The following is a 25671-nucleotide window of genomic DNA, read 5'->3' on the forward strand; positions in this document are numbered from 1 at the left end:
CCGCCAAAGCTTAGGCGTGCAGAATTGTTTTCCGTCATGGCCTCTCCTTAACCGGAGTACAGATAGATCCAGTGTGCAGTAATCAGGTGACACGCTACCGCCAAGTAGCTGTGGTTCGCTAATCCATGAGTCACCTCTGGTCTTAGTGTGCTGCGTTCAGGCGTTCAACCGCCGAGTCGATCCGCTCGTCGGTGGCGGTCAAGGCGATGCGGACAAAGCCGTCGCCTGCGGTGCCGTAGAGAGTTCCCGGTCCGGCAACGATACCCAGGTCCGCCAGACGCCCAATGGTCAGCCAGGTGTCTTCTCCCGCGGTGCACCACAGGTAGAGTCCGGCCTCCGAATGGTCAATGCGCAGCCCGAAGCCCTCAAGCGCCGGAATTAACCTGGCACGGCGCTCCCGATACAGGTCCTTCTGCGTCTGAACGTGTGAATCATCACCCAGGCCGATGCGCATGGCCTCCTGAACCGGGGCCGGGACGATCATGCCCGCGTGCTTGCGGTTGTTAATAAGTGCGGGCATCAAGTTCGGGGCGCCGGCAACGAATGCCGCTCGGTATCCGGCCAGATTGGACTGCTTGGACATGGAGTAGACGGCGAGCAGGTTCGTGAGGTCCCCGCCGGAAACTGCCGGTTCCAGGACGCCGGGCACGCCGTCTTCCCACTGTCCCCATCCCAGTTCGGCGTAGCATTCATCGGATGCGACCACGGCGCCCAGGGCGCGTGCCGCGTCAACCAGCCCGCGCAGCTCCTGGGTGCTGCGGACGATTCCGGTCGGGTTGCCTGGTGAATTTACCCACACCAGTTTGACCCGTGAAAGTTGTTCTTCGCTGAGTTCGCCTAGGGAATCGGCAGCCACTGATTCCGCACCGGCCAGACGGGCGCCGATGTCGTAGGTAGGGTAGGCGACGGTCGGTCGAACCACCAGGTCACCGGCTCCGATGCCCAGCAGCAGCGGTAGCCAGGCGACGAGTTCCTTGGAGCCGACCGTGGGCATGATGTCTTCGGGGTCGAGGCCCGGGGTGGCCCGGCGGCGCTCATACCAGGCGGAGATCGCGCGGCGAAGTTCCACCGTACCGTGGGTGGTCGGGTAGCCAGGCGCGTCGGTAGCGGCAGCCAGTGCGTTGCGCAGCAGTTCCGGAGTGGGGTCCACCGGGGTGCCGATGGAGAGGTTCACCACTCCCTGCGGGTGCGCGGCTGCCCGTTCCACGTAGGGCGCCATGGCATTCCAGGGGTAATCGGGAAGCGTCAGCATCGGTTCGGCTCAGTCCTGGTTTTGCGGGGGAAGGACGGCAATGATCGGGTGGTCGATGCCCATGTTGCCGAACTTCGCTGCTCCGCCCGGAGAGCCGATCTCATCGAAGAAGTCGACGTTGGCCTTGTAGTACTCGGCCCATTCTTCAGGGACGTCATCCTCGTAGTAGATGGCCTCCACCGGGCAGACTGGCTCGCAGGCACCGCAGTCGACGCACTCGTCGGGGTGGATGTAAAGCGCGCGTTCACCCTCGTAAATGCAGTCGACAGGGCATTCCTCGACACAGGCTTTGTCTTTTACGTCCACGCACGGCTGGGCGATGATGTAGGTCACGGTACCCGGGGCCTTCCTTAGCTACGGCAATGTTCTTGGTGTGCGGCAATCTACCGTCGCACCCCTCCAGCTTAGTACCTCCGACGGGGTGTGACGCCGTCCGTGTAGGGCCCGGTCCCGAGGTGACCGTAGGATTCTGGGATGGAATCCGATTTCTTTGACACCCTACCCACTGGCCGCCGTGTTGTGCTCAGGTACCGGTTGCCGGCATGCGAGGTGCCAGCGGGTGCGCCTCGGTACTCGGACGCTTTGGGGTCGTTCCTGGGATTCCAAGGCGCCTCCGTCCGGATCCTGACCCGCTCCGGCGAGGTACTGGTGCCTCTGGCCTCGGTAACCCTTGCCAAGGAGGTCCCGGAGGCCCCGGCACGCAGGCGCCCGCGGGAGCCCTACTCTGGAGCCTGAGCTCCGGCCCTCTCTTCGTCCGCCGGGATTTGCTGGCCTCCTTCGGATTCCGCGATCTCCTCCGATTCGTTGGGCAGAACGCGCAGCCTGGGTAGCGGCGAAAGCAATAGCGGGACCACGGCGAGGGTGCACCCGACCATGCCGATCCAGAACGTCGGGACCAATCCCAGGGAGGTTCCCAGCCACCCAGCGAACAGTGCGGCCCCGGGCATGACACCCCATACCAGGAAGCGGATCGAGGCATTCATCCGGCCCAACAGCCGGGGCGGACAAACCCGCTGGCGCATACTGACCTGGATGATGTTGAAGACAAGTACCCCTGCTGTCATCAGGAACATGGTCGCGGCGAGGATGGCGAAACTGCCCCCTCCGGTGGAAGCCCGGGTGGATAGCGGGAACCCTGCCATCGGTACCGCGATGGCCAGGCTGGACACAACGAGCGATGGGCCCTCCCCTAGAACCCTGGCAATCCAGGGGGTGACGGACGCTGCGGCCAACCCGCCGACTGCGCCAAAGGAATACATGAGCCCGAATTGGGTGGCATTCAGGGACAGCCGGTCCAGCACCAGGATCGGGAGCAGGGTGAAGATCAATGTACTGAAGAAGTTCATGATCATCGTGGCCCAAGTGATGCTGCCGATCAGCCGGTGCCGGACCACATAGCCAAGACCCTCGCTAATTTCGGCCAGCAGGTGCCGCTTGCGCGGTTGCGGTGCCGGCTCGTGGTCCTTCGTGGCCCAGATACAGATGACCGAGATCAGGAATCCCAGTCCCTGTCCCAGAAACAGCAAGGGGGCCGAGACCACGTGAAGCAGCGCGCCGCCAGCGGCCGGCCCGGCCAGCCGTGAAACCTGCCCGAGGCCCTCCAACTTCGCATTGGCCTCGGAAATCTGCTCGCGGCGCACCAGCGACGGAATGTAGGACTGGTATCCGACGTCGAAGAACACCGTGGCACAACCGACAATGGCGGCAATCACCCACAGGTGCCAGATCGCCAGGACGTCCAGGTACCAGAGAACAGGGATCGAGAACATGCAGGCCACCCGGAGCAGGTCGGCCCAGATCATCACCTGGCGCTTGCGCCAATGGTCAACCCATGCCCCGGCTGGAAGCCCCAGCAGCAGGAATGCCAGGTACTGGGAGGCGTTGAGCACTCCCAGATCCCACTCGGTGGCGGAGAGCAGCGCCACGGCGAGCACTGGCATCGCAATCGCGCCGAGCTGCACACCGAATTGGCTCAACGCCTGCCCCGCCCAGAACATCAGGAAGTTACGGTCCGAACGCAGCCCGGGCTGGGCAGCATGGTGCTCATTGACAGCCAAGCTTTTCCCCTCCCGGCATCTATGCAAGCTTCCACACTAAGCGTCAAACACTTGTTTCGGAAGAGCCCGCTCAACAGCCCATGCGATTCGAATGCATCAATCAGTCACTCTTTTTCCCGTATGCTGATTTCATGGCCACAGATGAAGAGGTTCAGGCACGCGCCCGAGCCCTGAGCTCCCCCATCCGGTTGCGCATCATGCGCCTTTGCCTCCACAAGTCGCGCACCAATAAGGAAATCGCCGACCTGCTGGATATCAACCCCGCAACTTCCCTCCACCATGTGCGCACACTGCTGGCAAACGGCTTCATCGAGGCCGAAGAGCCGCGCCGCGGCAACCGCGGTGCGAAGGAAGTCCCCTACCGCAGCACACGTATGTCCTGGGGCACCAAGCTGCCGGATGCGGCACCGGTCCTGGTCGATACATTTCTCCAGGAAATCGACGGGCTCTCACCCAATGAGATCCAGGTACTGCGTGTGGGCCTGAAGCTCAATGAGGCGGATCAGCGCGAGCTGCTCTCCCGGATCCATGCGGTCATCGAGGACTACGCCTTGCGCGCCCCCGACCCGGAGGGCGTTGCTACGTCCCTCTTCATGGCGCATCATCTTGACCTCGGTGCAGGCTGAGGCACTGAGCAGTTAAACGGCAAATGCGTGGGCCCGTTCATTCCACTTGGGATGAACGGGCCCACGCATTTGGCGTCGGCTCCACAATGCTCAGCTGCGCTGGGCCTTGGCTCCGGCCAGTGTCCGGGAAACAATCAGCAGTGCGACCACCGTGGCGACCACGATGCCGTATACCCAGATTGTTCCGGCAAGCGCCGGACCGGGAATCACATCAAAGTACGAGCTGCCCACGATCAGCTGGTTGTTCGAGTTGGTCGAGAACAGCGCCACCAGCACATAGGTGGAGATGCCAGCCAGCGCAGTTACCCAGATCTTTTTCGTCCAAGTACCAGTCCAGACCATCAGGGATCCAGCCAGCGCCAGTGCCAGCAGCGCACCCCAAGGCAGGGGCACGTTGCCGGCGTAGCTCAGCTGCGCCTGCAGGATGGTTCCGGGAACCGCCGCCAGCACCGCCGCGCCGAGGGCGCAGAGAATGCCGATGGCGGTCCCCCGGAACCGGGTTACCGGCTGATTAGGCTTTGGCGCGGGCACGGTTGGACTTCGCGCGCTCGTTGGCGGCCAGGATGACCTTGCGGATGCGGATCGCTTCCGGGGTAACCTCGACGCACTCGTCTTCGCGAGCGAATTCGAGGGACTCTTCCAGAGTCAGGTTGCGCGGCGGGGTCATGTTCTCGAAGGTGTCCGAGGAAGCTGCACGCATGTTGGTGAGCTTCTTTTCCTTCGTGATGTTCACGTCCATGTCATCGGCGCGCGAGTTCTCACCGACGATCATGCCTTCGTAGACCTCGGAGGTCGGCTGCACGAAGAAGGACATGCGTTCCTGGAGGTTGATCATCGCGAACGGGGTGACGACGCCGGAGCGGTCGGCCACGATCGAACCGTTGTTGCGGTATTCGATCGGACCGTGCCACGGCTCGTAGCCCTCGGCCAGCGAGGAGGCGATGCCTGCACCGCGGGTGTCGGTCAGGAAGCGGGTGCGGAAACCGATCAGGCCACGAGCCGGAACGATGAATTCCATGCGGCACCAACCGGTACCGTGGTTGGCCATGTTGGTCATGCGGCCCTTGCGGGCAGCCATCAGCTGGGTCACGGCGCCGAGGAATTCCTCGGGTACGTCGATGGTCATCTGCTCCATCGGCTCGTGGAGCTTGCCGTCGACCTTCTTGGTTACAACCTGCGGCTTGCCAACTGTCAGTTCGAAGCCTTCGCGACGCATCTGCTCCACGAGGATGGCCAGCGCCAACTCGCCACGGCCCTGGACTTCCCAGGCATCCGGACGCTCGGTCGGAAGCACGTTCAGCGAAACGTTACCGATCAATTCCTTGTCCAGGCGATCCTTCACCTGGCGGGCGGTGACCTTGGCGCCCTTGACCTTGCCGGCCAGCGGCGAGGTGTTGATACCGATGGTCATCGAGATGGCCGGTGGGTCCACGGTGATCAGCGGAAGCGGTTTCGGGTTCTCCAGATCGGTGAGGGTTTCACCGATCATGATGTCTTCGATGCCGGCGACTGCGACGATCTCGCCCGGTCCTGCTTCTTCGGCCGGAACACGGGCCAGGCCCTTGGTAGCCAGCAGTTCGGTGATCTTCACGCTCTTCAGGGTGCCGTCTTGGCGGGCCCAGGCAACCGTCTGGCCCTTGCGCAGGGTGCCGTTGAAGATGCGAAGCAGTGCCAGACGGCCCAGGAACGGCGAGGCGTCGAGGTTGGTGACGTGAGCCTGAAGGACTTCACCCTCGGTGTAGACCGGGGCCGGGACGTGCTTGATGATGGTCTCGAACAGCGGCTCGAGGTCCTCGTTGTCCGGCAGGGTGCCGTCTGCGGGCTGGTTCATCGACGCGTAGCCGGCCTTGCCCGAGGCGAAGACGATCGGAACGTTCAGTACCTTGTCCAGGTCCAAGTCCGGCGCTTCGTCGGCGAGGTCCGAGGCCAGGCCCAGCAGCAGGTCCATGGAGTCGGAGATGACGCCGTCGATGCGGGCATCGGGACGGTCGGTCTTGTTCACGACGATGATGACGGGCAGGTTGGCAACAAGTGCCTTACGCAGCACGAAGCGGGTCTGCGGCAGCGGACCTTCCGAGGCGTCAACGAGCAGGACGACACCGTCGACCATGGACAGGCCGCGCTCAACCTCGCCACCGAAGTCGGCGTGGCCCGGGGTGTCAATGATGTTCATGGTCATGTTGTGACCATTGGCCGCCGGGCCGTCGTAGAACACGGTGGTGTTCTTGGCCAAGATGGTGATGCCCTTTTCGCGTTCCAGCTCGCCGGAGTCCATCACGCGGTCTTCGGTCTCGCCGTGGCTGTCGAAAGCACCGGTCTGCTGCAGCATTGCGTTGACCATGGTGGTCTTGCCGTGGTCAACGTGCGCAACGATTGCAACGTTGCGCAGGTCTTCGCGACGAATGGAGGTGGTATCTGACATGCGAAAGGGCTCACTTCTTCTAGAGAATGTTGGGTCACGGGGGCGGGGCCACGACTGACCCAATCACCAATTCTATCCCTTCTAGAAAAAAACGCGCGTATGAGAGCGCAAAATCACACAAACTCGTCCCCTAAGGGGCCTGTAACCTTCATCACCAACAGCAAAACCGGCACCGTGTTCCTCCTTCTCAGGAGGAAAACTCGATGCCGGCAACGACTGCTCAGGGGCCTCACACCGCTTGGGCGAGGCCCCCTCGGATTCAGGAAACGCCCGACTCCTTGGCCAGCTTCGCCCGAAGTTCGCGACGCTCCCGCTGCTCCACCGGATCCGGGACCGGGACAGCTGCCATGAGCCGTTGTGTGTAGGCCTGCTGCGGGTTGCGCAGGACCTCGTCACGTGGTCCCTGCTCGACGATGCGTCCGTTGCGCATCACCACGATATGGTCGGCCAGCACGTCAATGACCGCCAAGTCATGAGTCACGAATAGGCTGGCGAAGCCCATTTCCTTCTGCAGGTCCTGGAAGAGCTGCAATACCGTTGCCTGCACGGAGACATCCAGCGCGCTGGTGGGTTCATCGGCGACCATCAGCTTCGGTTCCAGCGAGAGTGCACGGGCGATGCCCACTCGCTGCTTCTGCCCACCGGAGAGCTCGTGCGGGTAGCGGTTGCGGTAGGACCGCGGAAGCTCGACCATGTCCAGCAGCCGTTCGATGCGCTTCTGCAGCTCTCCGCCCTTGGCCACACCCGAGAGGTACATCGGCTCACCAATGGACTCACCGATGGGCAGGCGCGGGTTCAGCGAGCTGGAGGGGTCCTGGAAGACCATGCCGATATCCCGGCGCACCTCCCACATCGCCTTGGAGTTCGACTTCATCCCGGCGATCTCGCGCCCGTTGACCACCAGCGAGCCCTCGCAGACCGGCAACAGGCCCACCGCTGCCCGGCCGATGGTGGTCTTGCCCGAGCCCGATTCACCGACCAGGCCCACGACCTGTCCCTGGTGAACAGTGAGGGTAGCGCCTTCCACGGCCCTGAAGGCCGGGACTCGACCCTGCTTGGGGTACTCGATGGCGACGTTCTTCAGTTCCAACACCACTGCGCGGGTGTCGGCGACGTGTTCGGCGGCTTTAAGCCCGGCCAGCTCGACCCGGGTGGCTTCCTCGCGCTGATGCAGCTCCTCGGAGTCGAAGCCCTCCAACTCGGCACCGGCCGCCGCGGCGACCGATGCAATGATGTCCACCGAAGCGTTGCCGGTGCCCCCGGAGCCCAGCCGAGGAACCGCTGCCAGCAGAGCCTGGGTGTACGGGTGCTGCGGATTCTTGAAGATATCGTGCGAGGTACCCGACTCGACGATCCGGCCCTGGCGCATCACCGCAATCCGGTCTGAGAGGTCGGCCACGACTCCCATGTCGTGGGTGATCAGCACGATCGCTGAATTGAGCTTGTTGCGCAGATTGCGCATCAGGTCAAGGATCTCGGCCTGCACCGTCACATCCAGTGCGGTGGTCGGCTCGTCGGCGATAAGCAGTCGAGGGTCGCACGAGAGCGATTGGGCGATCATCGCACGTTGACGTTGGCCGCCTGAGAGCTGGTGCGGGTAGGACCTGAACGCCTTGGCCGGATCCGGCAGCTCGACCAGTTCAAGCATTTCCAATGCCTTCTTCTCGGCATCTGCCGGAGAAATCGCATTGTGCAGACGCAGTGTCTCCACGATCTGGAAGCCAACCGTGTAGACAGGGTTCAGTGCCGTCATGGGTTCCTGGAAAATGACCGCCACCTCGTTGCCGCGCACCTCGCGCAGCTTGGCGGGGCTCAGCCCGAGCAGAGACTGGCCATTGAGAATCACCTCACCGCTAGTCCTACTGTTGCTGGGCAGCAAGCCCAACAAGGCCATCGAGCTGGCGGATTTCCCGGAACCGGATTCGCCCACGATGGCCAGGACCTCGCCGGCGTTGACGTAATAATTCAGGTCAATTGCAGCGGGGACCCATTTCTTGTCCACGCCAAAGTCCACCGAGAGGTTTTTGACTTCCAGCACGCGGTCTCCCGCCTGGATGTCTTGCGGTTGTGGTCGCCGGTTGTTGTGATCGCTCATCTGGTTCTCGATTCCTTCCCAGCACATGCCGGTTCGAAGCCGGCTGGCGGGCGTGTTGTCGCACCCGCGCCGGAAATGCTGAAACTATGGGTGTCATGACTTCTTCCGCAGACACAGGGCCCTGGTACTCGTACCGGCCACGCAGCTCCCAAGCCGTTGCCGTGGCCGTCATCATCTTGTGCCTTGGCGGCACAATCGCCACCGTGCTCGGCGAGGGTCCGTCCGCATGGCCGCTGGCCGTGCCGCTGGTCCTCGTGGCCTACCTGGGCTGGCTGTTGTTCTGGTATCCGCGCGTCGGGCTGGAGGCCGATGTGGTCCGTCTGGTCAATCCGTTGCAGACCTTGGAGATCTCGTGGCATTCGATCATCCACGTAGAAGCGAAATACGCGGCCACGATCGTGACCCCGCACGGCCGCTACACTGCATGGGCTGCACCGGCGCCCGGCATGTTCGGAGCCCTGCGCGAGGCCCGCAGCGCCGACGCGGCCAATCGTAAAGCCACGGAAGGCCAGCGCTTCACCAGCGTCCGGGCCGGCGAGGTGTCCGATACCCCGTCGGGCTCGGTGGTCCAACGCATTCGGCAGATTCTGGAACGGCGGGCGGATGCCGGCATCAACGACGTCGAGCAGACCGAAACGCTGCGCGTCGTCCGCCATATTCATGTCGTTCATCTGGCGATCCTCCTTATCCTGATCGTGGCCAGCTTTGCCCTGCCCGTACTGGTGAATTGAAACCGCGCTAGTCGCGCTGTTCTTCGATCCCCGGCCAGGCGCCACCGGGGCCGTCGAAGCGCGATTCGACCGGTTGCGTGGTGGCCGGATCCAACAGCCCGGGGTGGCTCGCTGCGAGTCTGGCGGTCCGCGAATTGAACTTCTTCTGCCTCGGGTCGAAAGCATCCCGCAATCCGTCACCGATGAAGTTGATGCACAGGCAGATCAAGACGATGAACAATCCCGGGAACCAGAACAGCCAAGGCCTGGTGGTGAACGCCTCTTGGTTGTTGGAGATCAGGGAACCCAAGGACACATCAGGTGCTTTCACGCCTAGGCCGAGATAGGACAGCCCTGTTTCAAGCAGGATTGCCGAAGACATCAGCAGCGTGACGTTCACGATGATCGTGCCGACCGCGTTGGGCAGGATGTGCTTGAAAATGATGCGGACATTCGAGGCTCCGGCGATCCGGGCAGCATCGACGAATTCACGTTCACGCAGGGTCAGGAATTCGCCTCGCACCAGGCGGGCAAGGCCGGTCCAGATGACGAGGCCGATGAACCCCCCCAGGGCAATCGTGGCAAGGTTTCCCGAGACCGCACCACCGGCGACCTGGCCGATGACTGCCGCTAGGATCAGCAGCGGAATGATGATGATCACATCGGTCAGGCGCATTAACACGGCTTCGGTCATGCCACGGAAGTAGCCCGAGACCGCACCGATCACGACACCGAAGAAACCGCCGACAATGCCGATGATGAACATGATCACGATCGATTGCTGGGTTCCGCGCATGGTCATGGCGAAGTAGTCACGCCCGATACGGTCTTGCCCGAAGGGGTGGTCGCCCCAGCTGAACGGGCCGGTCACGGTGGGGGCTCCGCTGTTGGTTTCGGGGGTGAATCCGGTGAAGCCGTATTTCCACCAGCCGGGGATGGAGCCGAAACCGATGGAGGTGAAGGCAAGGACCAAGATCCCGGCGAACACGACCATGGAAATGACGGCAGGGGTGTTCCCTAAGAAGCGCTTTCTGACGATGGCACCCTGGGACAGGCCCTTGACTTCATCGGGGACCGGCTTCTTGGCCGTAGGCGAGGTGGTCATGATTTCACCCTTACGCGTGGATCGAGGACTGAATAGACGAGGTCGGCAAGCAGGTTGAACACCATGGCCAACAGGCCGGTGACCAGAAAGACTCCCATGACCGGGTTGGGGTCCGGTATGGGACTCAACGAGGTCACGAACAGGTTGCCCATTCCGGTGAACGCGAAGACTCGTTCGGTGATCACCGCGCCGCCGATCAGTGCTCCGATGTCGAAGGCCACGAGGGTGGCCAACGGAATCAACGCATTGCGGAAGGCATGGCGCATGACAACCGTGCGCTCGGGAAGGCCCTTGGCCCGGGCGGTGCGGATGTAGTCCTGCTCCATGATTTCAAGCATCGATGCACGCGAGTAACGCGAGTAGCTAGCCAACGAGATGAGTAGCAGTGCAATCGTGGGCAGCAGGAGGTGGGTGAACGTGTCCAGAGACTGTATCCACCAGTCTCCCTGCAAGTTAGGGGTGGAGGAGCCGAAGGTGGCAATGGGCCGACCCTTGATCCGTGGGTTGGAGAAGTAGTTGGGCCACTCGATCATGAATCGGTCGAGCACTACAAGTCCGGCAATCAGGAAGCCCGAGAGGGCAGCGGATCGCATCGATTGCCCACGGTCGTAGCCGCCCATGAGCCAACCCACGAGGCAGCCGACGAGCACCGTGACAACCGCCAGGCCAACGATCTGCCAGAGGCCGAACGAACCGAAGAACGGGTTCAGCACGTAGTAGGAGATGACGCCCAAGGGAGCCATGATAATGGCCGAATACAGGGCTCTACGGTTGCGGATACCGGCAGTGAGTTGAGTGATCAGATAGGCAATTGCCACTCCGCTGATCAGGATGATGATGGGGCCCAAGCCCGGGTTGGTGAACCAACCGGTGGCCTCCATGGCAAGGAGCAGGCCGATAGTGAGCACCGCGGCGATGATGAAGCCCAGGGTGCGCTTCTTCCAGTTTCCAGACATGAACACCACTACGACCAGGCCCATGACCACGCCGGTGGTGATCAGTGTGGGTGGACTGAAATGTGGGTTCGCCAAGAAGTTGTTGAAGCCGATGGCCCCGAACTCCTTCAGCAGCACGGCCAGCCAGAAAATCGGCAGCGAGAAGAAGAGGAAGGCCATGAAAGTGACCGAATAGTCGAGCGAACTGTACTGGCGCAGCGCCGTGATGATGCCCAGCCCGATACCCACGATGATGGCCAAGACGGTGGCCGCGGTCACCAGGAGGATGGTTTGCCCGGCAGCCCGGCTCAAGGTCGTGACGACCGCTTCGCCGTTCATCGAGGAGCCTAGGTCGCAACGGGCCACGAACGGCACCACGCATTGCACCGCACCACCGAGCCACTTGAAGTACCTGAGGACGGGCGGCGTATCCAGATCCAGCAGCGCAATCCGCGCTCGGATCAAGTCGTCTTTGTTCGCCGCGTTACTTTCCCGCAGGTCCTGGAGCGGATCTCCGGCCAAGGCCGTGAGTTGGTAGACGAGGAAGGATGCCCCGAAGAGGATCAGTACAGCGGTAAAAAGCCGCCGGACAATGTAGGTCACCATGAGTTATATGCCTTGGGTCGAGGTTCCGGGGTTGTCCCGGAAGATGCTGTCGCTGAAGTGCCGTGCACCTCAGCATGCCGACTATAAATGAAATGTCAATCACTTTTATCAGCCTGATGAGGTGAAATCCCGTGACTGGGTCATCTGGCCCAATCGGTGCGAGCCGTTTCCGTGATGCGAGGTAGGAAGGAAAACGCCGGGACCAGGAAATCCGGTCCCGGCGCTTGCCGCGAGAAAACTATCTCGCAGTGGCTGGCCGCCGCTAGGAGTTTACGGACCAATCCCAGAAGTTCCACCAGACACCGGTCTGGTTGGGCATGAACTGCACACCGCCGATGTTGGAGGAGTACGCCTGGATACCAGCGGACTGGAACAGGGGAAGGCCGTAGCGGGCTTTCCAGAGCAGCGTATCTATCTGGATCTGCAGCTCATCCTGCTTGGCCTTGTCCGGGGTGATGACCAGTTCGTCCATCAACTTGTCGGCATCTGCGTTCTTGAAGCCGCTGAAGTTCGAGGAGCTCTTCGAACCGAAGAGCTGCGGGACTCCGGAGACTCCGACACCCGGGGAGGTCCATCCAAAGATGGAGGCATCATAAGTACCGTTGCCCAGGGCCGCGCCCCACTGGTTGCCCGGCAGGCCGCCGTCGACGACCTTGAATCCGGCCTGCGTGGCGGACTCCGCGATCAGCGAGTAGGCATCCAGTCGGTTCGGGTTTTCCTTGTTGTACATGATCCGTACGGTGGGAGTAGCCCCTTTGAGCAGCTTCTTGGCCCCGTCGATGTCGACAGCGTTGAAGTCTGTGGACCCATTGGCCGCGACGGCAGCCGCGTAGGACGCGTTTGCCGGAACGAAGATCTGCGAATCCAGCGGCTTGGCATCCGGGACCAGCTTGCCGATGACGGTATCGACGATCTGCTGGCGTGGAACGGTCTTCATGAACGCCTCGCGGACGTCGCTGTCCTTGAAGACACCGGTGAAGTTGAGGTCCAGGTGGTCGTAGGCCAACTGCTGGCCTTGTTCGATGTTGATGGTGTCGCCCAAGGCCTGCAACTGCTGGAGGGTATCGGTGGAAGCCTGCGGTGCGATGATGTCGACTTCGCCGTTCTTCAACGCGGTGACCTGCGCTGCGGAGTCGGCAATGTATCGCACGACGATCGAATCGACCTTCGGCTCGGGGCCCCAGGTGTAATCCGGGTTCTTGACCAGTGTCATCGAACGGTCCGGAACGATGTCCTTGACGATGAAGGGGCCCGAGGACAGGTAAAGGTCCTTGTCGGTGGGCAGCGACTTGGTGTCGTATCCGGTATTCCAGAAATCGGATACCTTCTTCAAGTCCTTATTAACTGCCACCGGCTTCGCCGGATCACCCTTAGGAGTATTCATCAGCATCTTGGTGAGGTCAGCGGTGGACATGCCGGCCTTCTTTGCCGCCACATGGGCGGGTGTCATCGGGTTGAACGAGATTTCCCAGTCGGCAAAGGGCTTGGAGAAGTTCAACGTGACCGACCGGTTGTCATCGCCGACCACCGGCACGTCGGTCAGGTTCATGCCCGTGGTGTCGCCGGCGTAGTCAAAGTATGTGGTGCCGGACGTGACCTTGCCGGTGTTCTCATCGATCTTGGAGTCGTTGAAGTGTCCGGACACGATGGCCCATGCAAAGACCAGGTCATCGGCATTGACCGCTTCCCCGTCAGACCACTTCACCCCGTCGTTGACGGTGTACTTGACGCTCAGCGGGTCCTGGGAAAGGACTTCGTAGGTTCCGAACTTCTCGTTCTTCACCACGTTGAGGTCTTTATCGATGTAGTTGAACGAGCCATTCATGGTGTAGGCAATCTTCGAGTTGATATCGACGTTGCCATTGGCCGTGTTCGTATTGAAGGAGGTGAAGGGGTTCACCTCGACGACGCGCACCTCGCCACCCATCGCAGGGGCTTCGCTGCCCGTGGCCGCTGGGGCGCTCGTGGATGGGGTGGTGCCGGTGTTGGCTGCACACGCACTGAGGGCCAGTGCGGCCGCAGCACCAAGGGCTACTGCTTTGGAAATACGTGCGATACGCATTCCGCCTCCTTCTATGTTTGGGCGAGGTCTCTGGCGACAAACCATCCGTTCCGGTCCCCCGAGCGAGTGGTTCGTCTCACATATCGAAACTGTAGTTGAGAATCATCGGCTTGGATATAAAAATCTCGCTTCAGAGTCGGCCGTTATGAACTCGGGACTTTTGCCCCAAGTCACGGTCCGCCAAGGGCCCTAGAGCCCCAGCGTCCCCACTCCCGCGAAAACTCAAGGGTTTGTTTCATATTGGCAATTGCCAAGGACTTTCCGAAGTTACGCTCCAGTAGGTCAAAACGATCACGCCAGAAATTAATAACAATTTGATAACGTAGTCAAGTGTCGTTCATTTGCAGCTTCCTCCGGTTTTTGCCCCAGCGATATCGGCTCCGCAGAAGATCGCCGGCGCATCACTCGTCCCTGCAGACATCTTGGGCGCGGCACCTCAATGATCGACCCCGGGACTTTCCAAGCAATCCCCGGGCCGACGCCGAATCATCCTCGGGAAAGACCCGCCCCTGCTGCCCAAGGCGCACCCCCAGCGGGCATATTGCCTGATGGAAAACTCGGAGATCGATTCTGTTCCCTGCCTCGACAGGGGGCGACCAAAGAAGGGCGAGGAAAGCAGTCGCCACCGACCTGCTGGGATCCCCTGCCTTGGCAGATGGAGTTCCCCGGGGTATCTGCCATTTCCCTCCACACCACCCACGGTCCGATCCGTGTCCACGAGATCGGACATGGAACGTGGAACATCATCAGGGTTCTGGTTACCCATCTCGTCATGGCGCACGAACTGCTGGAACAGTTCCGCACTTTGGCCGTGGTTGCAGGGGGAATCGAACGGGGGGTATTCGGCATGCGGCAGCGGAGAGGGATATTCGGCGAAGAGGCCCAAGGACAGGCACGTCTACCGTTCGCCGGATCCTGGCGCGGCATGCTGAACGGCCCACGGGGTCCAATCGCCATGAACTTATGCTTCGCCGGATCGTTCCACACTTGCGCAACTTCCCCGTTGTTTCCCTTCAGCGGCTTGTGCCAGTGCTCAAGGACCTCGCCACCGCCTGGGTCCTTGACGAACGCTGACTCTCCGTCAGGAGCAGCTAGTACTGCGGCCTGCAAGGTTTGCTTTCCCAGGCTGATGACCGGGGCCGGTCCCCGTTGCGGGAACGGTGTTTTCAGCGCACGCTGATGGTGCGGGTTTCCGCCCTTCCCAGGAGGCTGCGATGACACAGCGTGTGACGGTTCGAGACATCGACAACGACGAAGAGGCCCTGCTGCTGCAGATCGTACGGCGCGGCGGGTCCGGCCCGGTGGTGACCTGGCGCCGGGCCCAGATGGTGCTGCTCTCGGCCCGGGGCATGGACGTGGCCAGCCTCGCCGAGGTCGCCTTCACCAGCCCCGACGCCGGTCCGCGACGTCCTGCACCATTTCAACGACGACGGCTTCGAGTCCCTGCATCCCCACTACTCCGGAGGGCGCCCGGCGAAGTTCACCGACGCCCAACGCGAACAGATCAAAAGGATCGCCCTGGACCACCCCGGGGACCACGACCTGCCGTTCTCCACCTGGAGCCTGTCCAAACTGGCCGACTACCTGGTTCAGAAGGAGGTGGTGGAGGACATTTCCCCTGAGGGACTGCGCATGCTGTTGCGCCAACAAAATGTCTCCTTATCCCATCCATCAAAACCTGGAAGGGCAGCACCGACCCGGACTACGAAGCGAAGAAGGCCCGTGTCCTGCACCTCTATGACATCGCCGACGGCAAGGCCGACCCTGGGAAAGACGACCCGGACGTGGCCATCTGCTACGACGAATTCGGACCGTTGAACCTCCAACCCCACCCGGGACACCAGTGGGCCCCGAAAGCCACCGGCCCCGGGGACCAAGCCAACCCGCGCCGGCGCCGGCGGGCGACCTACCAGCGACCGAACGGGGTGCGGCACCTGCTGGCCGGCTACGATCTGTCCACCAACAGGCTCTACGGGCATGTGAAGGCCCGCAAGCGCCGGACGGAGTTCCTGGCTTTCGCCCGCTACCTGCGCACCCTGCACCCTGCACCCGCGGCCCAGCGGATCGCGATCATCATGGACAACTACTCCCCGCACCGCTCCACCAAGGTCGATACCCGGGTCGGGGACTGGGCCGCGGCGAACAACGTCGAGCTCGCCTACATCCCGTATTACAGCTCGTGGCTGAACCGGATCGAACCCCAGTTCACCGCGCTGCGCTACCTTGCCCTGGATGGCACGGACCATCCCCGCCACCGGGCCCAGTCCGGGATGATCCGCCGCTTCATTATTTGGCGTAACCACCACACCACCGACCCGAAACTGCGCAAGGTCATCCGCCGCGCCTCACTGATCAAACGGGCAAAGGTTACCTGACGCAGTACTAGGCGGCGCATCGCCGATCCGGGCAAAATTGAAGCCTTCAAAGGCGAAGAGATCAAGCTCGTCTTGCGGGTTTGCCATCTCGTTCGGGTCCTGTCCTCGACGTTGAAGTTCCCTGCGGGGTCCTGGCACGGCGATCATCGTCCCAGCACACCGAGTGGCAGCCTGAATGCGAACGCAGGCAGTTCATCCGATAGGCGTGCTTCGGAACTCGCACCGAGATAACCCTGGGCACAGCATCCGCAAACCGGCACCTCCTTCCCGTCCAGCACGCAGCCGAGATTCGGTGCCATGGACCTCGCATCATGAGCAAGAACCTGTTCCGCTTGGCGACGTTGCGGTCTTGATCCGCGACGCCCGGCGCCCAAGGTGCCTGCACTGCCCTGAACTGGCCTCAACAGAGCAGGATCGGGGCTCGGACGGACTCCGACAGCGAACGAATGTATAAAAGAGGACAGGGCCTGCATAATCGTCATAGAGGTCGGGCACTGCGGGGTTTCGCCTGTCGGCTTTTCGATGCGATGTCATTCGGCGAGCACCCCATGAATAGGTGTGCTCAACCGTTTGCCGCCCGAAGACGTTCGTCCTGCGACTCGGGTTCCTTGGACGAAAGAAGATGTGAGCTTGATGGATGCAGTTCTTGGGCTCTTCCCCCGTGGGACCGGTCGCGGATCGTCCGGTCGTAGTTTTGCCACTGGCGTGCTGTCGCGCTCTCCCGTCAGCAAAGACGCTAGGCCGGTTTCCTCATGACCCCAGATGCAATGGACACACATGCCCCACCACTCGGTGGTCCCGCCATTCTGCGCCAACGCTGGAGTGACGTGACGTTTCTGCACTGGAGGGTCGAACCAGGCCTCGTCGATCCCTATATGCCCGCGGGCTGCTCACCCGATGTGGTTGACGGCAGTGCCTGGGTGGGGCTGATAGCGTTTCAGATGTCTAAGAGTTCGTTCTTCGGCAGCCCTAGCATTCCGTGGCTCGGGGACTTTCCCGAGGTCAATGTCCGTCTCTACTCCATTGACGAAAATGGCCGCCGAGGAGTCGTCTTCCTCAGCCTGGAAGCCTCGCATCTGATCCCCGTACTCATCGCGAGGGCGGCTTTCGGCCTGAACTATCGGTGGGCTTCCATGAAGTTGGAGACAGCTGAAGGCACCGTCTCCTATCGCACGAAGCGTCATGGTCAACCCGACGCCGCATCGCACATCATCGTGCGCGCCCATCACGACTCGGCTGTGAACGCTGCGTTAGAGGCCGATCCGATTGCAACGTTTTTGACGGCGCGCTGGGGCTTTCACGAAAATCATTTCGGCCGCACCATCTACTGCCGCAATCAACACGAACCGTGGCCCCTTCAACATGCTGAGCTGGTGCACTTGAAAGACGGACTGCTGGCCGCGGCCGGTTTCCAAGGACTGGCCGACCGAGTCCCAGACTCGGTGCTTTACGCCGCTGAGGTCACGACCGTCTTCGCCTCGCCACGACAGGGAAATCGTCGTCGATAGTCGGCACCGAAGCACCGTGGCCATGTCACTGGTGACCGCATCTGAATTCCTCGCAGATGCGATCGACCTGACCGACAGCACACTGGCTTAGACAAGGAAGGCGGAGTCCACGTCGTTACCTCGCCGAAGTCTTCCCGCATCAAGGTCCTGAGTGCACCACCGCACGGTTTCTGCGTATGGAGTCCGCAGGCAGGTCGTATCGGCGACGCTCATCGCGATGGTCCCGTCATAAAGCTTTTTCGGAGATCGGACAGTGATGCGTGTCGATCAAACGCCTTTGGTCGGGTAGCCAGTTGACGCCGATGCGGCGATAAGGAACGTCTGACGATTCAGGCCGATTCCGGCCGAGGGCAGGGGGCCTTCGATGCCCCGTCCGTCACCCCGGAACCCACGTCGGACCTACCTGAGTCTTGAGCGCCGAAGGTGCATGGCCCCGCCGGAAAACTCCGGCCGGGCCAATCACATCAAGCGACGAGTCCCGCCATCTCGTCTAGAACGCGGTGCTGGGCAGATCCTTTTCCCCCTCCACGATCGCAGTGATGATCCGTGCTGCCACGAGGTCTGGATCCAGCGCCGCCGCGAATCGCGGCGCTGAGCCGGCGATCGGGTGCTCGGACAGCGCGGTGGCAGTGTGGCCTGGGCGGGCGTCCACGATGCGGATGCCCGCGCGACGATACTCTCGCGCCGCTGCGACAACGAAGGCGGCGAGCGCTGCTTTTGACGCCGAGTAGGCTGCAAGACCGGCGACGGGTGTCTCGGCGACAACGCCGCTCAGAGTGATGACAAAGGGCGATCGGCCATCACGCGCCGAGGCCGCAAGGTAGGGCTCGCTCTGCGTGATGAGCTGGATCGCGCTGGTCGTGTTCACCGCGAATAGTTCGTCCACCGTGGCGGTGGAAAGGTCTGCTGCGGCACCGAAAGCGACGACCCCGGACGCTACCACTAGCCCGTCGAGACGTCCGTGCTGCGCATTCGTGGCATCGAGCACCTCCCGAATCACAGCGGGCGCACGTAGATCGTGCCCCGCAGACTTTGACGATCGAGCAACGATGGCGCCATTATTCTCCAGCTGAGCGGCGATCCGCGAGCCAAGCCCGCCGGTCGCGCCGACTACCAGTACTACCGCACCCCGAAGATTCGTCATGGGCAGATCGTAGATCATGTGCGCCAGGTAGCCCAGCGAGTCGGTTTGCTGAGGAGGGACTGCTGCAACGATCCCTCCATGCAGCGAGGCAGCCTTCACGAGCGCCACAGGGGTGAAACATTCCAAGTTTCATACGGCTTCCTCATGCGTTGCAGGGATGCATGTCAAGCCAGATAAGATCGGTCCCCCGTTCGTCATCGGGCGGTGCGGCTGGTGCAGGAGCATCCGTCGTTGCCCGACACGCGGATGAACTCAGTGACTGAACGACACACACCCAGAATCGGCGGCAACTCGAATCGCACAAAAAAGAAGTGGCCCCGCCTGCCGAAGCAGATGGGGCCACCTGGGGGAACTCAGTTAGCTACACATTAAAGCGGAACTCCACCACGTCGCCGTCCTTCATGATGTATTCCTTGCCTTCAATGCGGGCCTTGCCGGCGGCCTTGGCCGCTGACATCGAACCCGTCTCGACCAGGTCAGCGAAGGCAACAACTTCAGCCTTGATGAAGCCACGCTGGAAGTCGGTGTGGATGACGCCTGCAGCCTGCGGGGCGGTGGCGCCCTTGGGGATGGTCCAGGCGCGGGTTTCCTTCGGGCCGGCGGTCAGGTAGGTCTGCAGGCCCAGGGTATCGAAGCCGACCCGGGCCAGCTTGTCCAGGCCCGACTCGGCGTAGCCGGCATCCTCGAGCATCTCGGCCGCTTCTTCTTCGGTCAGTTCCGACAGCTCGGATTCGAACTGGGCGTCCAGGAAGATGGCCTCGGCCGGTGCGACGAGGGCGGAAAGCTCTTCCTGCATGGCGGTGTTGGCCAGGCCTTCCTCATCGGTGTTGAACACGTAGATGAAGGGCTTGGTGGTCATCAGCTGAAGTGGGGCCAGCTCGGCAATGTCGATGCCTGCAGCCTTGCCCGATGCGTACAGGGTGTTGCCCTCTTCGAGCACCTTCTGCGCGGCCTTGACGACCTCGATGAACGATGCCTCGATCTTCTTGGTCTTGACTTCCTTTTCCAGGCGCGGAAGCTGGTTCTCTATGGTCTGCAGGTCAGCGAGGATCAGCTCGGTGGCGATCGTCTCGATGTCCGATGCCGGATCGACCTTGCCGTCGACGTGGATCACGTCGGGGTCCGAGAAGACGCGGGTCACCTGGCAGATGGCCTCGGCCTCGCGGATGTTTGCCAGGAACTTGTTGCCCAGGCCTTCACCCTCGGAGGCACCCTTGACGATGCCGGCGATGTCCACGAAGGACACCGTTGCCGGCAGGATCCGCTCGGAGCCGAAGATCTCGGCGAGCTTTCCCAGGCGCGCGTCCGGCAGCGGAACGACACCCACGTTGGGTTCGATCGTTGCGAACGGGTAGTTTGCCGCCAGGACCTGCGCACGGGTCAGGGCGTTGAACATGGTTGACTTGCCGACATTGGGCAGTCCGACGATTCCGATAGTAAGAGCCACGGGAGTAAACTCTACCGGCTTAATGGCCCACCGCCATTTCGTCGGTGCCCGATGGCAGGCTGTGGCCATGAATGCGATGAGCTGGATCCTTCTCCTTCTTGCCCTGCTGCTCGGGGTGGTGGCGGGCGCGGGTTTGCTGTGGCTGATGCTGCGCACCCTGCTGCAGGGCGCGCGCGAAACTGCGGATGAGGCAACGCGGCGGCTGGGTGAGACTGGCGCCGAGCTGGCCGCGGCCCGGGCCCAGGTCAGTGAACTGCGGATGCGGGTGGATGGCGAGCTGGTCCGTGGCGGCGAGGATCAGGCTGTGCTCCGGGCGCTGGCACCGGTCGCCGAAAAGCTGCACCAGGTCCAGGCACAGGTCTCGCTGCTTGAACGGGACCGGGTTGAACAGTTCGGGCAGTTGAGCCAACAGCTGGCCACGGCGGCCGAACAGGATGCCGCACTGTTGCGCACCACGGCATCGCTGTCCTCTGCGCTGCGGAACTCGAGCATGCGCGGAGCCTGGGGCGAGGTGCAGCTGCGCCGGGTGGTGGAGGCAGCAGGCATGCTGCCCCATGTGGATTTCGACGAGCAGGTCATCACCGCGGATCGGCTGCGCCCGGACATGGTGGTGAACCTGCCCGGTTCCAAGTCCATCGTCATCGACGCGAAGGTCCCCCTGGATGCCTATCTGCGGGCGCAGGACCTCTGCCCTGCCTCCGGGCCGGAGGCCGCAACCCGTCAGGCCGAACTGCTTGCTGCCCATGCCAAGGCGCTGCGTGCCCATGTGGATGCGCTCGGTTCCAAGAAGTACTGGGAGTCGGTGGGCGGCAGTCCCGAGCTGGTGATCTGCTTCCTTCCGGCCGAATCATTCCTCGCCGAGGCGCTGGCTGCCGACGCGACACTGCTCGACCACGCCTTTTCAAAGAACGTGGCCCTCGCCTCCCCGGCCACCCTGTTGGCGATGCTCAAAGGGCTGGCCTTCGCCTGGCGCCAGGAGCTGCTCACCGACAATGCCCGTGCCCTCTTTGAGCAGTCCCGCGAGCTCTACGAACGCCTCGGCACGATGGGCGGGCACGTGGGTCGGCTGGGATCCTCGTTGCGCTCCAGCGTGGAGCGGTACAACTCATTCGTGGGGGCCTTGGAAACCAGGGTGCTGCCAGCTGCCCGGCGCATCCGCGACCTGGACCCGGGAATCGGTGCCGGCATCGATCCCGCCGCCAAACTCCACGAGGTGGCGACATTGGAAGCCAATCCGAGAGTCCTTGGCGCAGTCGAACTGCTCGATGACGAGCAGGACCCGCTCCACGGCATCGCCCGGCACTCCTGAGACGGAAGGACCCCTGCGGGTTCTGGCTTCCTTGGGGGAAACCGGAGCCCGCCGAGGCCCTTCCACAGTCGATACGCGGGTGTCTACCGGCTGTTATTTGGCGCGGCTGCCGCGCCCGCCGAGGCCTCGGGAATCATCCCCGGCTTCCTTGAGCTTCGCGCGGATCTCCTTGGGAAGCGAGAAGAGGATGTCCTCTTCCGCCACGGTGATTTCCTGAACGTCGGCGAAGCCGTAGTCGGCCAGCAGCGACAGGACATCGCGGACGAGGACCTCGGGTACCGACGCACCGGAGGTGACGCCCACAGTGGCGACTCCCTCGAACCAGGACTCGTCGACCTCATTGGCGTAATCGACCCGATACGAGGCCTTCGCCCCGTATTCCAGGGCAACCTCGACCAGCCGCACCGAGTTCGAGGAGTTCGAGGAACCGACGACGATCACCAGATCAGCCGACGGGGCAATCTCCTTGATGGCGTTCTGGCGGTTGGACGTGGCGTAGCAGATGTCGTCGCTGGGCGGATCCTGGAGGTTCGGGAAGCGCGAACGCAGGCGTCTGACCGTCTCCATGGTTTCGTCCACCGACAGCGTGGTCTGGGAGAGCCAGATCAGCTTGTCCGGGTTCTGCACCACAATGGTGTCGGCTTCTTCGGGGTTGTTCACGATCTGGATGTGCTCCGGAGCCTCGCCGTAGGTCCCCTCGACCTCTTCGTGGCCTTCGTGCCCGATCAGCAGGATCTCGTAGTCCTCCTTGGCGAAGCGAACGGCCTCTCGGTGCACCTTGGTGACCAGCGGGCAGGTCGCATCGATGGTGCGCAGGCCACGGGTCTCCGCCGAGGCAACCACTGCCGGGCTCACGCCGTGGGCGGAGAAGACCACCAGGGCACCCTCAGGCACCTCGTCGGTTTCCTCGACGAAAATCGCGCCGCGTTCCTCGAGCGTGCTGACCACATGCAGGTTGTGCACGATCTGCTTGCGCACGTAGACCGGGGCGCCGTAGTGCTCCAGCGCCTTCTCCACCGCGATCACGGCACGGTCGACGCCGGCGCAGTAGCCGCGCGGGGCGGCCAGCAGGACCTTGCGTCCACCCACGACAGGCACTGCCGCTGCGATCTCGGCGGGGCTGCGGCGGATCCGCGGGACGGATGGCATGGAAAGGAAGACCGGAACGGTTGAACTGCTAGTCATGCCCTCAAGTCTACGGTTGCGGGCACATCAACGCCCGCATTGGTGGCGCACCCCACCTCGGGGTCGGGAACCGGTTTAGGCCTTTTGCGCCGATGCGCCGCGCCGCCCCAGCCAGAACCAGCCCAGTCCGGCCACCACGGCGATGCCGCCACCGGTGGCCAACCCGCCGGCGAGCGCCATCGCACGCACGCCCAGCCCCTCGAGGACCACATGGGCCACTGCGTCCGGCAGGGTCTGTGCCGCCGCGTCGGCATTGTCCCAACTGCCTGTCCATAGTGCCAGGGTCCCGGCGGCTATGAGGATCAGGACACCGGCTCCCGCCAGCAGGCCTCCCCGGTTGCCCCGGCGGGCCACGACCAAGGCGGCGCCGGCCATGATCACCGCGCCGACGGCAAACCAAATCCAATGCCCGGCCACGGCCAACCAGGAGGCGATGGTGGTGGCCGGGATCGAGTCCTCGGCGGGAAAGCCGGTATCGATGCCCACCTGTGGTCCGTTGACGTCGGCCGGCAGCAGGGCCCCGAGCGCCGACCCGTCGAGCGACTGGACCAACACGCCGTACGTGGCGTCGATCAACGGGCCGATTTCGATTTTCAGGGTAGCTTGCGTGGCCGCGCCCGCGTTGACCGCTTCGAGCTCGGACACGTAGCCGGCCCGGCTCTGGTCGATGGTCTGGAGCCAGGCGTCCTGGAAGCCGGGGGCAGCCAGCAGCGTGCCGGAGGCGGACGCGATGCCCTCGGCCAGGACCTGCTTCAGACCCGAATCCGCGAGTAAGCACCTAAACCAAGGGTGTGTTTAAGCCGAACAAGTGCCCTTTGACTTGGGATAATTAAGGTGACGAAACCGAAAATTAGCCAAGCAGAAAAGGACACTTGTTCAGTGGCAAGCTTACGCGGCAAAAAGAAGACCCCCAAAACCGGGAAAAAGCGCCAACGCGCACGACGGGTCCGCATCGGAACCCCGGACCCCCGACTGACCCCCTCCGCTGGCATAGAAGCCCTACGAGAGGCCGACCGAGTCCTCGGGCTCAAGGACTCACTGGAAGCCGGGATCGGTGCGGTGAAACAACGAAACCGGGGACTCTCAGGCGGGGAACTACTCCTCTCCATGGCCTCGGCACAGTTGGCCGGGGAAGACTTCTTCGTGGGCTTGGACCGCAGAAGGCGGGACGTCGCGGGCCAGGAACTGGAACCGGTGCCCACCCCTCCCTCCACCACCGCCTACGGAATCGCCAAACGCTTCGGACCCCACCAGCTGGCTGGTATCGAAGCGGGTGTTGCCTCCATCAACACCACGATGCTGGGCCTGCTGTCGCTGCCCAGGCGCAGCAGCCTGCTCAAGGTCGCGACCATCGACGGGGACGCCACCGACATCGAGGTCTACGGGCGTTCCAAGGAAAAAGCCGCCCACGCCTACACCGGCGCCCTGACCCTGCGCTCCCACATCGGATTCTGGGCCGAGGCCGGGATCCCTTTGGCCGCCGAACTCATGGGCGGAACCGAAGACCCACGCGCCAACGCCGTGGACATCCTGGACCGATCCATCGCCAGGCTGCCGGAGGGCGTGCAGCAGATCCGCTGCCGTTGGGACGCCGGATACTTCGCCGGGAACCTGGCGAAGGCCTGCCTGGAACGCAACGTGGAATTTGCCATCGGCGCCAAGCGCACCGGCAAGGTCATGGCCGCTGCCGCGGGACTGGGCCGCTACACCTGGATCCCGACCATCGGCATGGAAAACACCGAAATCGCTGTCATCGACTACCTGCCCGGCAACTGGCCCAAAGACGAAAACATTACCTGTATCGCCCGGCGCACCCGCGTGGCCGCAGGCAAGATCCCCACTGCCAGGGCCCGCAAGCGACGCACCATATCCAAGCACCAGCTCGCCCTCGCCTTGGAAGGACGCATCGACGAAGTCGACTCCTATTCCTTCATCCTCACCAACATGGACCTCAGCACCGAGGAGAAGCTGGCGGAGGTTGAATTCTGGTACCGGCACCGCACCGATATCGAGGAACTGAACAAGAACGCCAAGCACGGCACCGCTATGCGCCATTTGCCATCATCTTCTTTTTCAGCCAACAGTGTGTGGATGTGGGCGGGGCTGTTGGGGTGCGCGATCAGCGCTTGGATCCAGGAAATCACCGGGAGCGACCACGGCAACGGACGCGGGCGGCGCACCGTCAAGACGATACGTCGGGAGCTGTTCGCGATCCCCGGGAGGATCACCCGCGGGGCCGGGATTACATACCTGCGCTTGCCGCCCGGTGAAAACCTGCTCACGCGCGTCCTGCCGAAACTACAAGAATTACCGTCCCCCCACTGATGCCGGGGACCACTGCCCGAACCACACGAGAAAGAACGCCCCAAGGAATATGGGCCTTTCGTCAACCTGGCACGAGAGCCGGGTCGCCTCCATGCCCAAAAACCGAAAATTGCCCGATTCCCGCGCATCGCCAGTAGATCAGCCCCGAAAATCCACTACACGCGGATTCGGGTCAGAGCGTTGGGCAGCGGTAGGGCCGCGGGGATCCTGTCGGTGATTTGCGTGCCCACGTCCTTCGGCAGCAGCTGGCTCACCACCGGGTCCGAGGGAAGCGGGCCCAGGATCTCCCGGGCCGGGGCCGGGTTGGTCGCCAGATAATAGGCGAAGCCGCCCAGTGTCGCCACCAGTGTCAACACCACGGCCGCCGCCATGGCGATGGACGACACCATCCACCGGATCGGATTACTCATGCGTTTCCTCCCCTGATTGCCAGGCTGACCGGGACAAAGGCCTGATTCATCAGACTACGTCGCACCGGCCCGGCACACCATAAGGGTGTGCCCCGGCC

At 62.7% G+C, this 25671-nt stretch carries 22 protein-coding genes; 8 read left to right on the forward strand and 14 right to left on the reverse strand.

Annotated features, from left to right (window positions below; genetic code table 11):
• Positions 1–142: 142 nt before the first annotated feature.
• Together dapC and fdxA are read right to left on the reverse strand one after the other, a co-directional pair.
• Complete coding sequence (gene dapC / locus E9229_RS00005) at positions 143–1252, reverse strand: succinyldiaminopimelate transaminase (RefSeq protein WP_183509153.1); 1110 nt, start codon at positions 1250–1252, stop codon at positions 143–145.
• A gap of 9 nt (positions 1253–1261) precedes the next feature.
• Complete coding sequence (gene fdxA / locus E9229_RS00010; RefSeq protein ID WP_183509155.1) at positions 1262–1585, reverse strand: ferredoxin; 324 nt, start codon at positions 1583–1585, stop codon at positions 1262–1264.
• A gap of 141 nt (positions 1586–1726) precedes the next feature.
• On the opposite strand from fdxA, the gene E9229_RS20170 reads away from it, so the two are divergent.
• Complete coding sequence (locus E9229_RS20170) at positions 1727–1987, forward strand: putative acetyltransferase (RefSeq protein ID WP_425570102.1); 261 nt, start codon at positions 1727–1729, stop codon at positions 1985–1987.
• On the opposite strand, the gene E9229_RS00015 is transcribed toward E9229_RS20170, so the two are convergent.
• Positions 1972–3309, reverse strand: a complete 1338-nt coding sequence (locus E9229_RS00015) for an MFS transporter (protein WP_246380271.1) — start codon at positions 3307–3309, stop codon at positions 1972–1974. The two genes, E9229_RS20170 and E9229_RS00015, sit on opposite strands and share 16 nt — an antisense overlap.
• Before the next feature lie 131 nt (positions 3310–3440).
• On the opposite strand from E9229_RS00015, the gene E9229_RS00020 reads away from it, so the two are divergent.
• Positions 3441–3935, forward strand: a complete 495-nt coding sequence (locus tag E9229_RS00020; protein WP_183509156.1) for an ArsR/SmtB family transcription factor — start codon at positions 3441–3443, stop codon at positions 3933–3935.
• Positions 3936–4025: 90 nt separating this feature from the next.
• Here the strand turns inward: E9229_RS00020 and E9229_RS00025 are convergent, their stop codons facing one another.
• From E9229_RS00025 to E9229_RS00035, 3 genes are all read right to left on the reverse strand, one after another.
• Complete coding sequence (locus E9229_RS00025; protein WP_183509157.1) at positions 4026–4466, reverse strand: hypothetical protein; 441 nt, start codon at positions 4464–4466, stop codon at positions 4026–4028.
• The gene (typA, locus tag E9229_RS00030; RefSeq protein ID WP_183509158.1) at positions 4447–6357 is read right to left on the reverse strand and encodes a translational GTPase TypA; all 1911 of its coding nucleotides are present in this window, start codon (positions 6355–6357) and stop codon (positions 4447–4449) included. Before typA ends, E9229_RS00025 begins: the two co-directional genes overlap by 20 nt.
• Positions 6358–6616: 259 nt before the next feature.
• A complete protein-coding gene (locus E9229_RS00035) occupies positions 6617–8452 on the reverse strand; it encodes an ABC transporter ATP-binding protein (RefSeq protein ID WP_183509159.1) in 1836 nt (611 codons plus the stop codon).
• A gap of 161 nt (positions 8453–8613) precedes the next feature.
• Here E9229_RS00035 and E9229_RS00040 point away from each other — a divergent pair, with 161 nt between their 5' ends.
• The gene (locus E9229_RS00040) at positions 8614–9183 is read left to right on the forward strand and encodes a hypothetical protein (RefSeq protein WP_183509160.1); all 570 of its coding nucleotides are present in this window, start codon (positions 8614–8616) and stop codon (positions 9181–9183) included.
• Between the two features lie 7 nt (positions 9184–9190).
• Here E9229_RS00040 and E9229_RS00045 read toward each other — a convergent pair whose 3' ends face one another.
• From E9229_RS00045 to E9229_RS00055, 3 genes are all read right to left on the reverse strand, one after another.
• The gene (locus E9229_RS00045) at positions 9191–10267 is read right to left on the reverse strand and encodes an ABC transporter permease (protein ID WP_183509162.1); all 1077 of its coding nucleotides are present in this window, start codon (positions 10265–10267) and stop codon (positions 9191–9193) included.
• Positions 10264–11808 carry an ABC transporter permease gene (locus E9229_RS00050; protein WP_183509163.1) on the reverse strand — a complete coding sequence of 515 codons (1545 nt, stop codon included), beginning with the start codon at positions 11806–11808 and terminating at the stop codon, positions 10264–10266. The genes E9229_RS00045 and E9229_RS00050 overlap by 4 nt, the downstream gene beginning before the upstream one ends.
• A 262-nt stretch (positions 11809–12070) precedes the next feature.
• Positions 12071–13870 carry an ABC transporter family substrate-binding protein gene (locus E9229_RS00055; protein ID WP_183509164.1) on the reverse strand — a complete coding sequence of 600 codons (1800 nt, stop codon included), beginning with the start codon at positions 13868–13870 and terminating at the stop codon, positions 12071–12073.
• A gap of 1443 nt (positions 13871–15313) precedes the next feature.
• On the opposite strand from E9229_RS00055, the gene E9229_RS19935 reads away from it, so the two are divergent.
• From E9229_RS19935 to E9229_RS00065, 3 genes are all read left to right on the forward strand, one after another.
• A complete protein-coding gene (locus E9229_RS19935; RefSeq protein WP_407671344.1) occupies positions 15314–15688 on the forward strand; it encodes a helix-turn-helix domain-containing protein in 375 nt (124 codons plus the stop codon).
• Positions 15655–16245: a transposase gene (locus E9229_RS18900; RefSeq protein WP_312855558.1), complete on the forward strand. Its 591-nt coding sequence runs from the start codon at positions 15655–15657 to the stop codon at positions 16243–16245. The genes E9229_RS19935 and E9229_RS18900 overlap by 34 nt, the downstream gene beginning before the upstream one ends.
• A gap of 752 nt (positions 16246–16997) precedes the next feature.
• Positions 16998–17753: a YqjF family protein gene (locus E9229_RS00065; protein ID WP_221184322.1), complete on the forward strand. Its 756-nt coding sequence runs from the start codon at positions 16998–17000 to the stop codon at positions 17751–17753.
• A gap of 490 nt (positions 17754–18243) precedes the next feature.
• Here the strand turns inward: E9229_RS00065 and E9229_RS00070 are convergent, their stop codons facing one another.
• Together E9229_RS00070 and ychF are read right to left on the reverse strand one after the other, a co-directional pair.
• On the reverse strand, positions 18244–18897 hold the full coding sequence (locus tag E9229_RS00070) for an SDR family NAD(P)-dependent oxidoreductase (RefSeq protein WP_183509166.1): 654 nt from the start codon (positions 18895–18897) through the stop codon (positions 18244–18246).
• Positions 18898–19258: 361 nt separating this feature from the next.
• Entirely contained in the window at positions 19259–20344 is a 1086-nt protein-coding gene (gene ychF / locus E9229_RS00075) for a redox-regulated ATPase YchF (RefSeq protein ID WP_183509167.1), read from the reverse strand.
• 67 nt (positions 20345–20411) lie between these two features.
• On the opposite strand from ychF, the gene E9229_RS00080 reads away from it, so the two are divergent.
• Entirely contained in the window at positions 20412–21653 is a 1242-nt protein-coding gene (locus tag E9229_RS00080) for a DNA recombination protein RmuC (RefSeq protein WP_183509168.1), read from the forward strand.
• Positions 21654–21746: 93 nt separating this feature from the next.
• Here the strand turns inward: E9229_RS00080 and E9229_RS00085 are convergent, their stop codons facing one another.
• The gene (locus E9229_RS00085; protein WP_183509170.1) at positions 21747–22838 is read right to left on the reverse strand and encodes a 4-hydroxy-3-methylbut-2-enyl diphosphate reductase; all 1092 of its coding nucleotides are present in this window, start codon (positions 22836–22838) and stop codon (positions 21747–21749) included.
• 75 nt (positions 22839–22913) lie between these two features.
• Complete coding sequence (locus tag E9229_RS00090; protein ID WP_183509171.1) at positions 22914–23483, reverse strand: hypothetical protein; 570 nt, start codon at positions 23481–23483, stop codon at positions 22914–22916.
• Between the two features lie 234 nt (positions 23484–23717).
• On the opposite strand from E9229_RS00090, the gene E9229_RS00095 reads away from it, so the two are divergent.
• The gene (locus E9229_RS00095; RefSeq protein WP_183509172.1) at positions 23718–25163 is read left to right on the forward strand and encodes an IS1380 family transposase; all 1446 of its coding nucleotides are present in this window, start codon (positions 23718–23720) and stop codon (positions 25161–25163) included.
• A gap of 155 nt (positions 25164–25318) precedes the next feature.
• Here the strand turns inward: E9229_RS00095 and E9229_RS00100 are convergent, their stop codons facing one another.
• Positions 25319–25573 carry a hypothetical protein gene (locus tag E9229_RS00100; protein WP_183509173.1) on the reverse strand — a complete coding sequence of 85 codons (255 nt, stop codon included), beginning with the start codon at positions 25571–25573 and terminating at the stop codon, positions 25319–25321.
• Positions 25574–25671 lie beyond the last annotated feature (98 nt).

It is taken from the genome of Paeniglutamicibacter cryotolerans (assembly GCF_014190875.1).
Classification (GTDB): Bacteria; Actinomycetota; Actinomycetes; order Actinomycetales; family Micrococcaceae; genus Paeniglutamicibacter; species Paeniglutamicibacter cryotolerans.

Excerpts from the sequence above, each read along its gene's own strand:
- E9229_RS00085 (WP_183509170.1), bottom strand. The coding sequence starts at position 22,838 with ATGACTAGCAGTTCAACCGTTCCGGTCTTCCTTTCCATGCCATCCGTC.
- dapC (WP_183509153.1), bottom strand. The coding sequence starts at position 1,252 with ATGCTGACGCTTCCCGATTACCCCTGGAATGCCATGGCGCCCTACGTG.
- E9229_RS00020 (WP_183509156.1), top strand. The coding sequence starts at position 3,441 with ATGGCCACAGATGAAGAGGTTCAGGCACGCGCCCGAGCCCTGAGCTCC.
- E9229_RS00080 (WP_183509168.1), top strand. The coding sequence starts at position 20,412 with ATGAATGCGATGAGCTGGATCCTTCTCCTTCTTGCCCTGCTGCTCGGG.
- E9229_RS00035 (WP_183509159.1), bottom strand. The coding sequence starts at position 8,452 with ATGAGCGATCACAACAACCGGCGACCACAACCGCAAGACATCCAGGCG.
- E9229_RS00055 (WP_183509164.1), bottom strand. The coding sequence starts at position 13,870 with ATGCGTATCGCACGTATTTCCAAAGCAGTAGCCCTTGGTGCTGCGGCC.
- E9229_RS00100 (WP_183509173.1), bottom strand. The coding sequence starts at position 25,573 with ATGAGTAATCCGATCCGGTGGATGGTGTCGTCCATCGCCATGGCGGCG.
- E9229_RS20170 (WP_425570102.1), top strand. The coding sequence starts at position 1,727 with ATGGAATCCGATTTCTTTGACACCCTACCCACTGGCCGCCGTGTTGTG.
- E9229_RS00050 (WP_183509163.1), bottom strand. The coding sequence starts at position 11,808 with ATGGTGACCTACATTGTCCGGCGGCTTTTTACCGCTGTACTGATCCTC.
- E9229_RS00070 (WP_183509166.1), bottom strand. The coding sequence starts at position 18,897 with ATGACGAATCTTCGGGGTGCGGTAGTACTGGTAGTCGGCGCGACCGGC.
- E9229_RS00045 (WP_183509162.1), bottom strand. The coding sequence starts at position 10,267 with ATGACCACCTCGCCTACGGCCAAGAAGCCGGTCCCCGATGAAGTCAAG.
- E9229_RS00065 (WP_221184322.1), top strand. The coding sequence starts at position 16,998 with ATGACCCCAGATGCAATGGACACACATGCCCCACCACTCGGTGGTCCC.
- typA (WP_183509158.1), bottom strand. The coding sequence starts at position 6,357 with ATGTCAGATACCACCTCCATTCGTCGCGAAGACCTGCGCAACGTTGCA.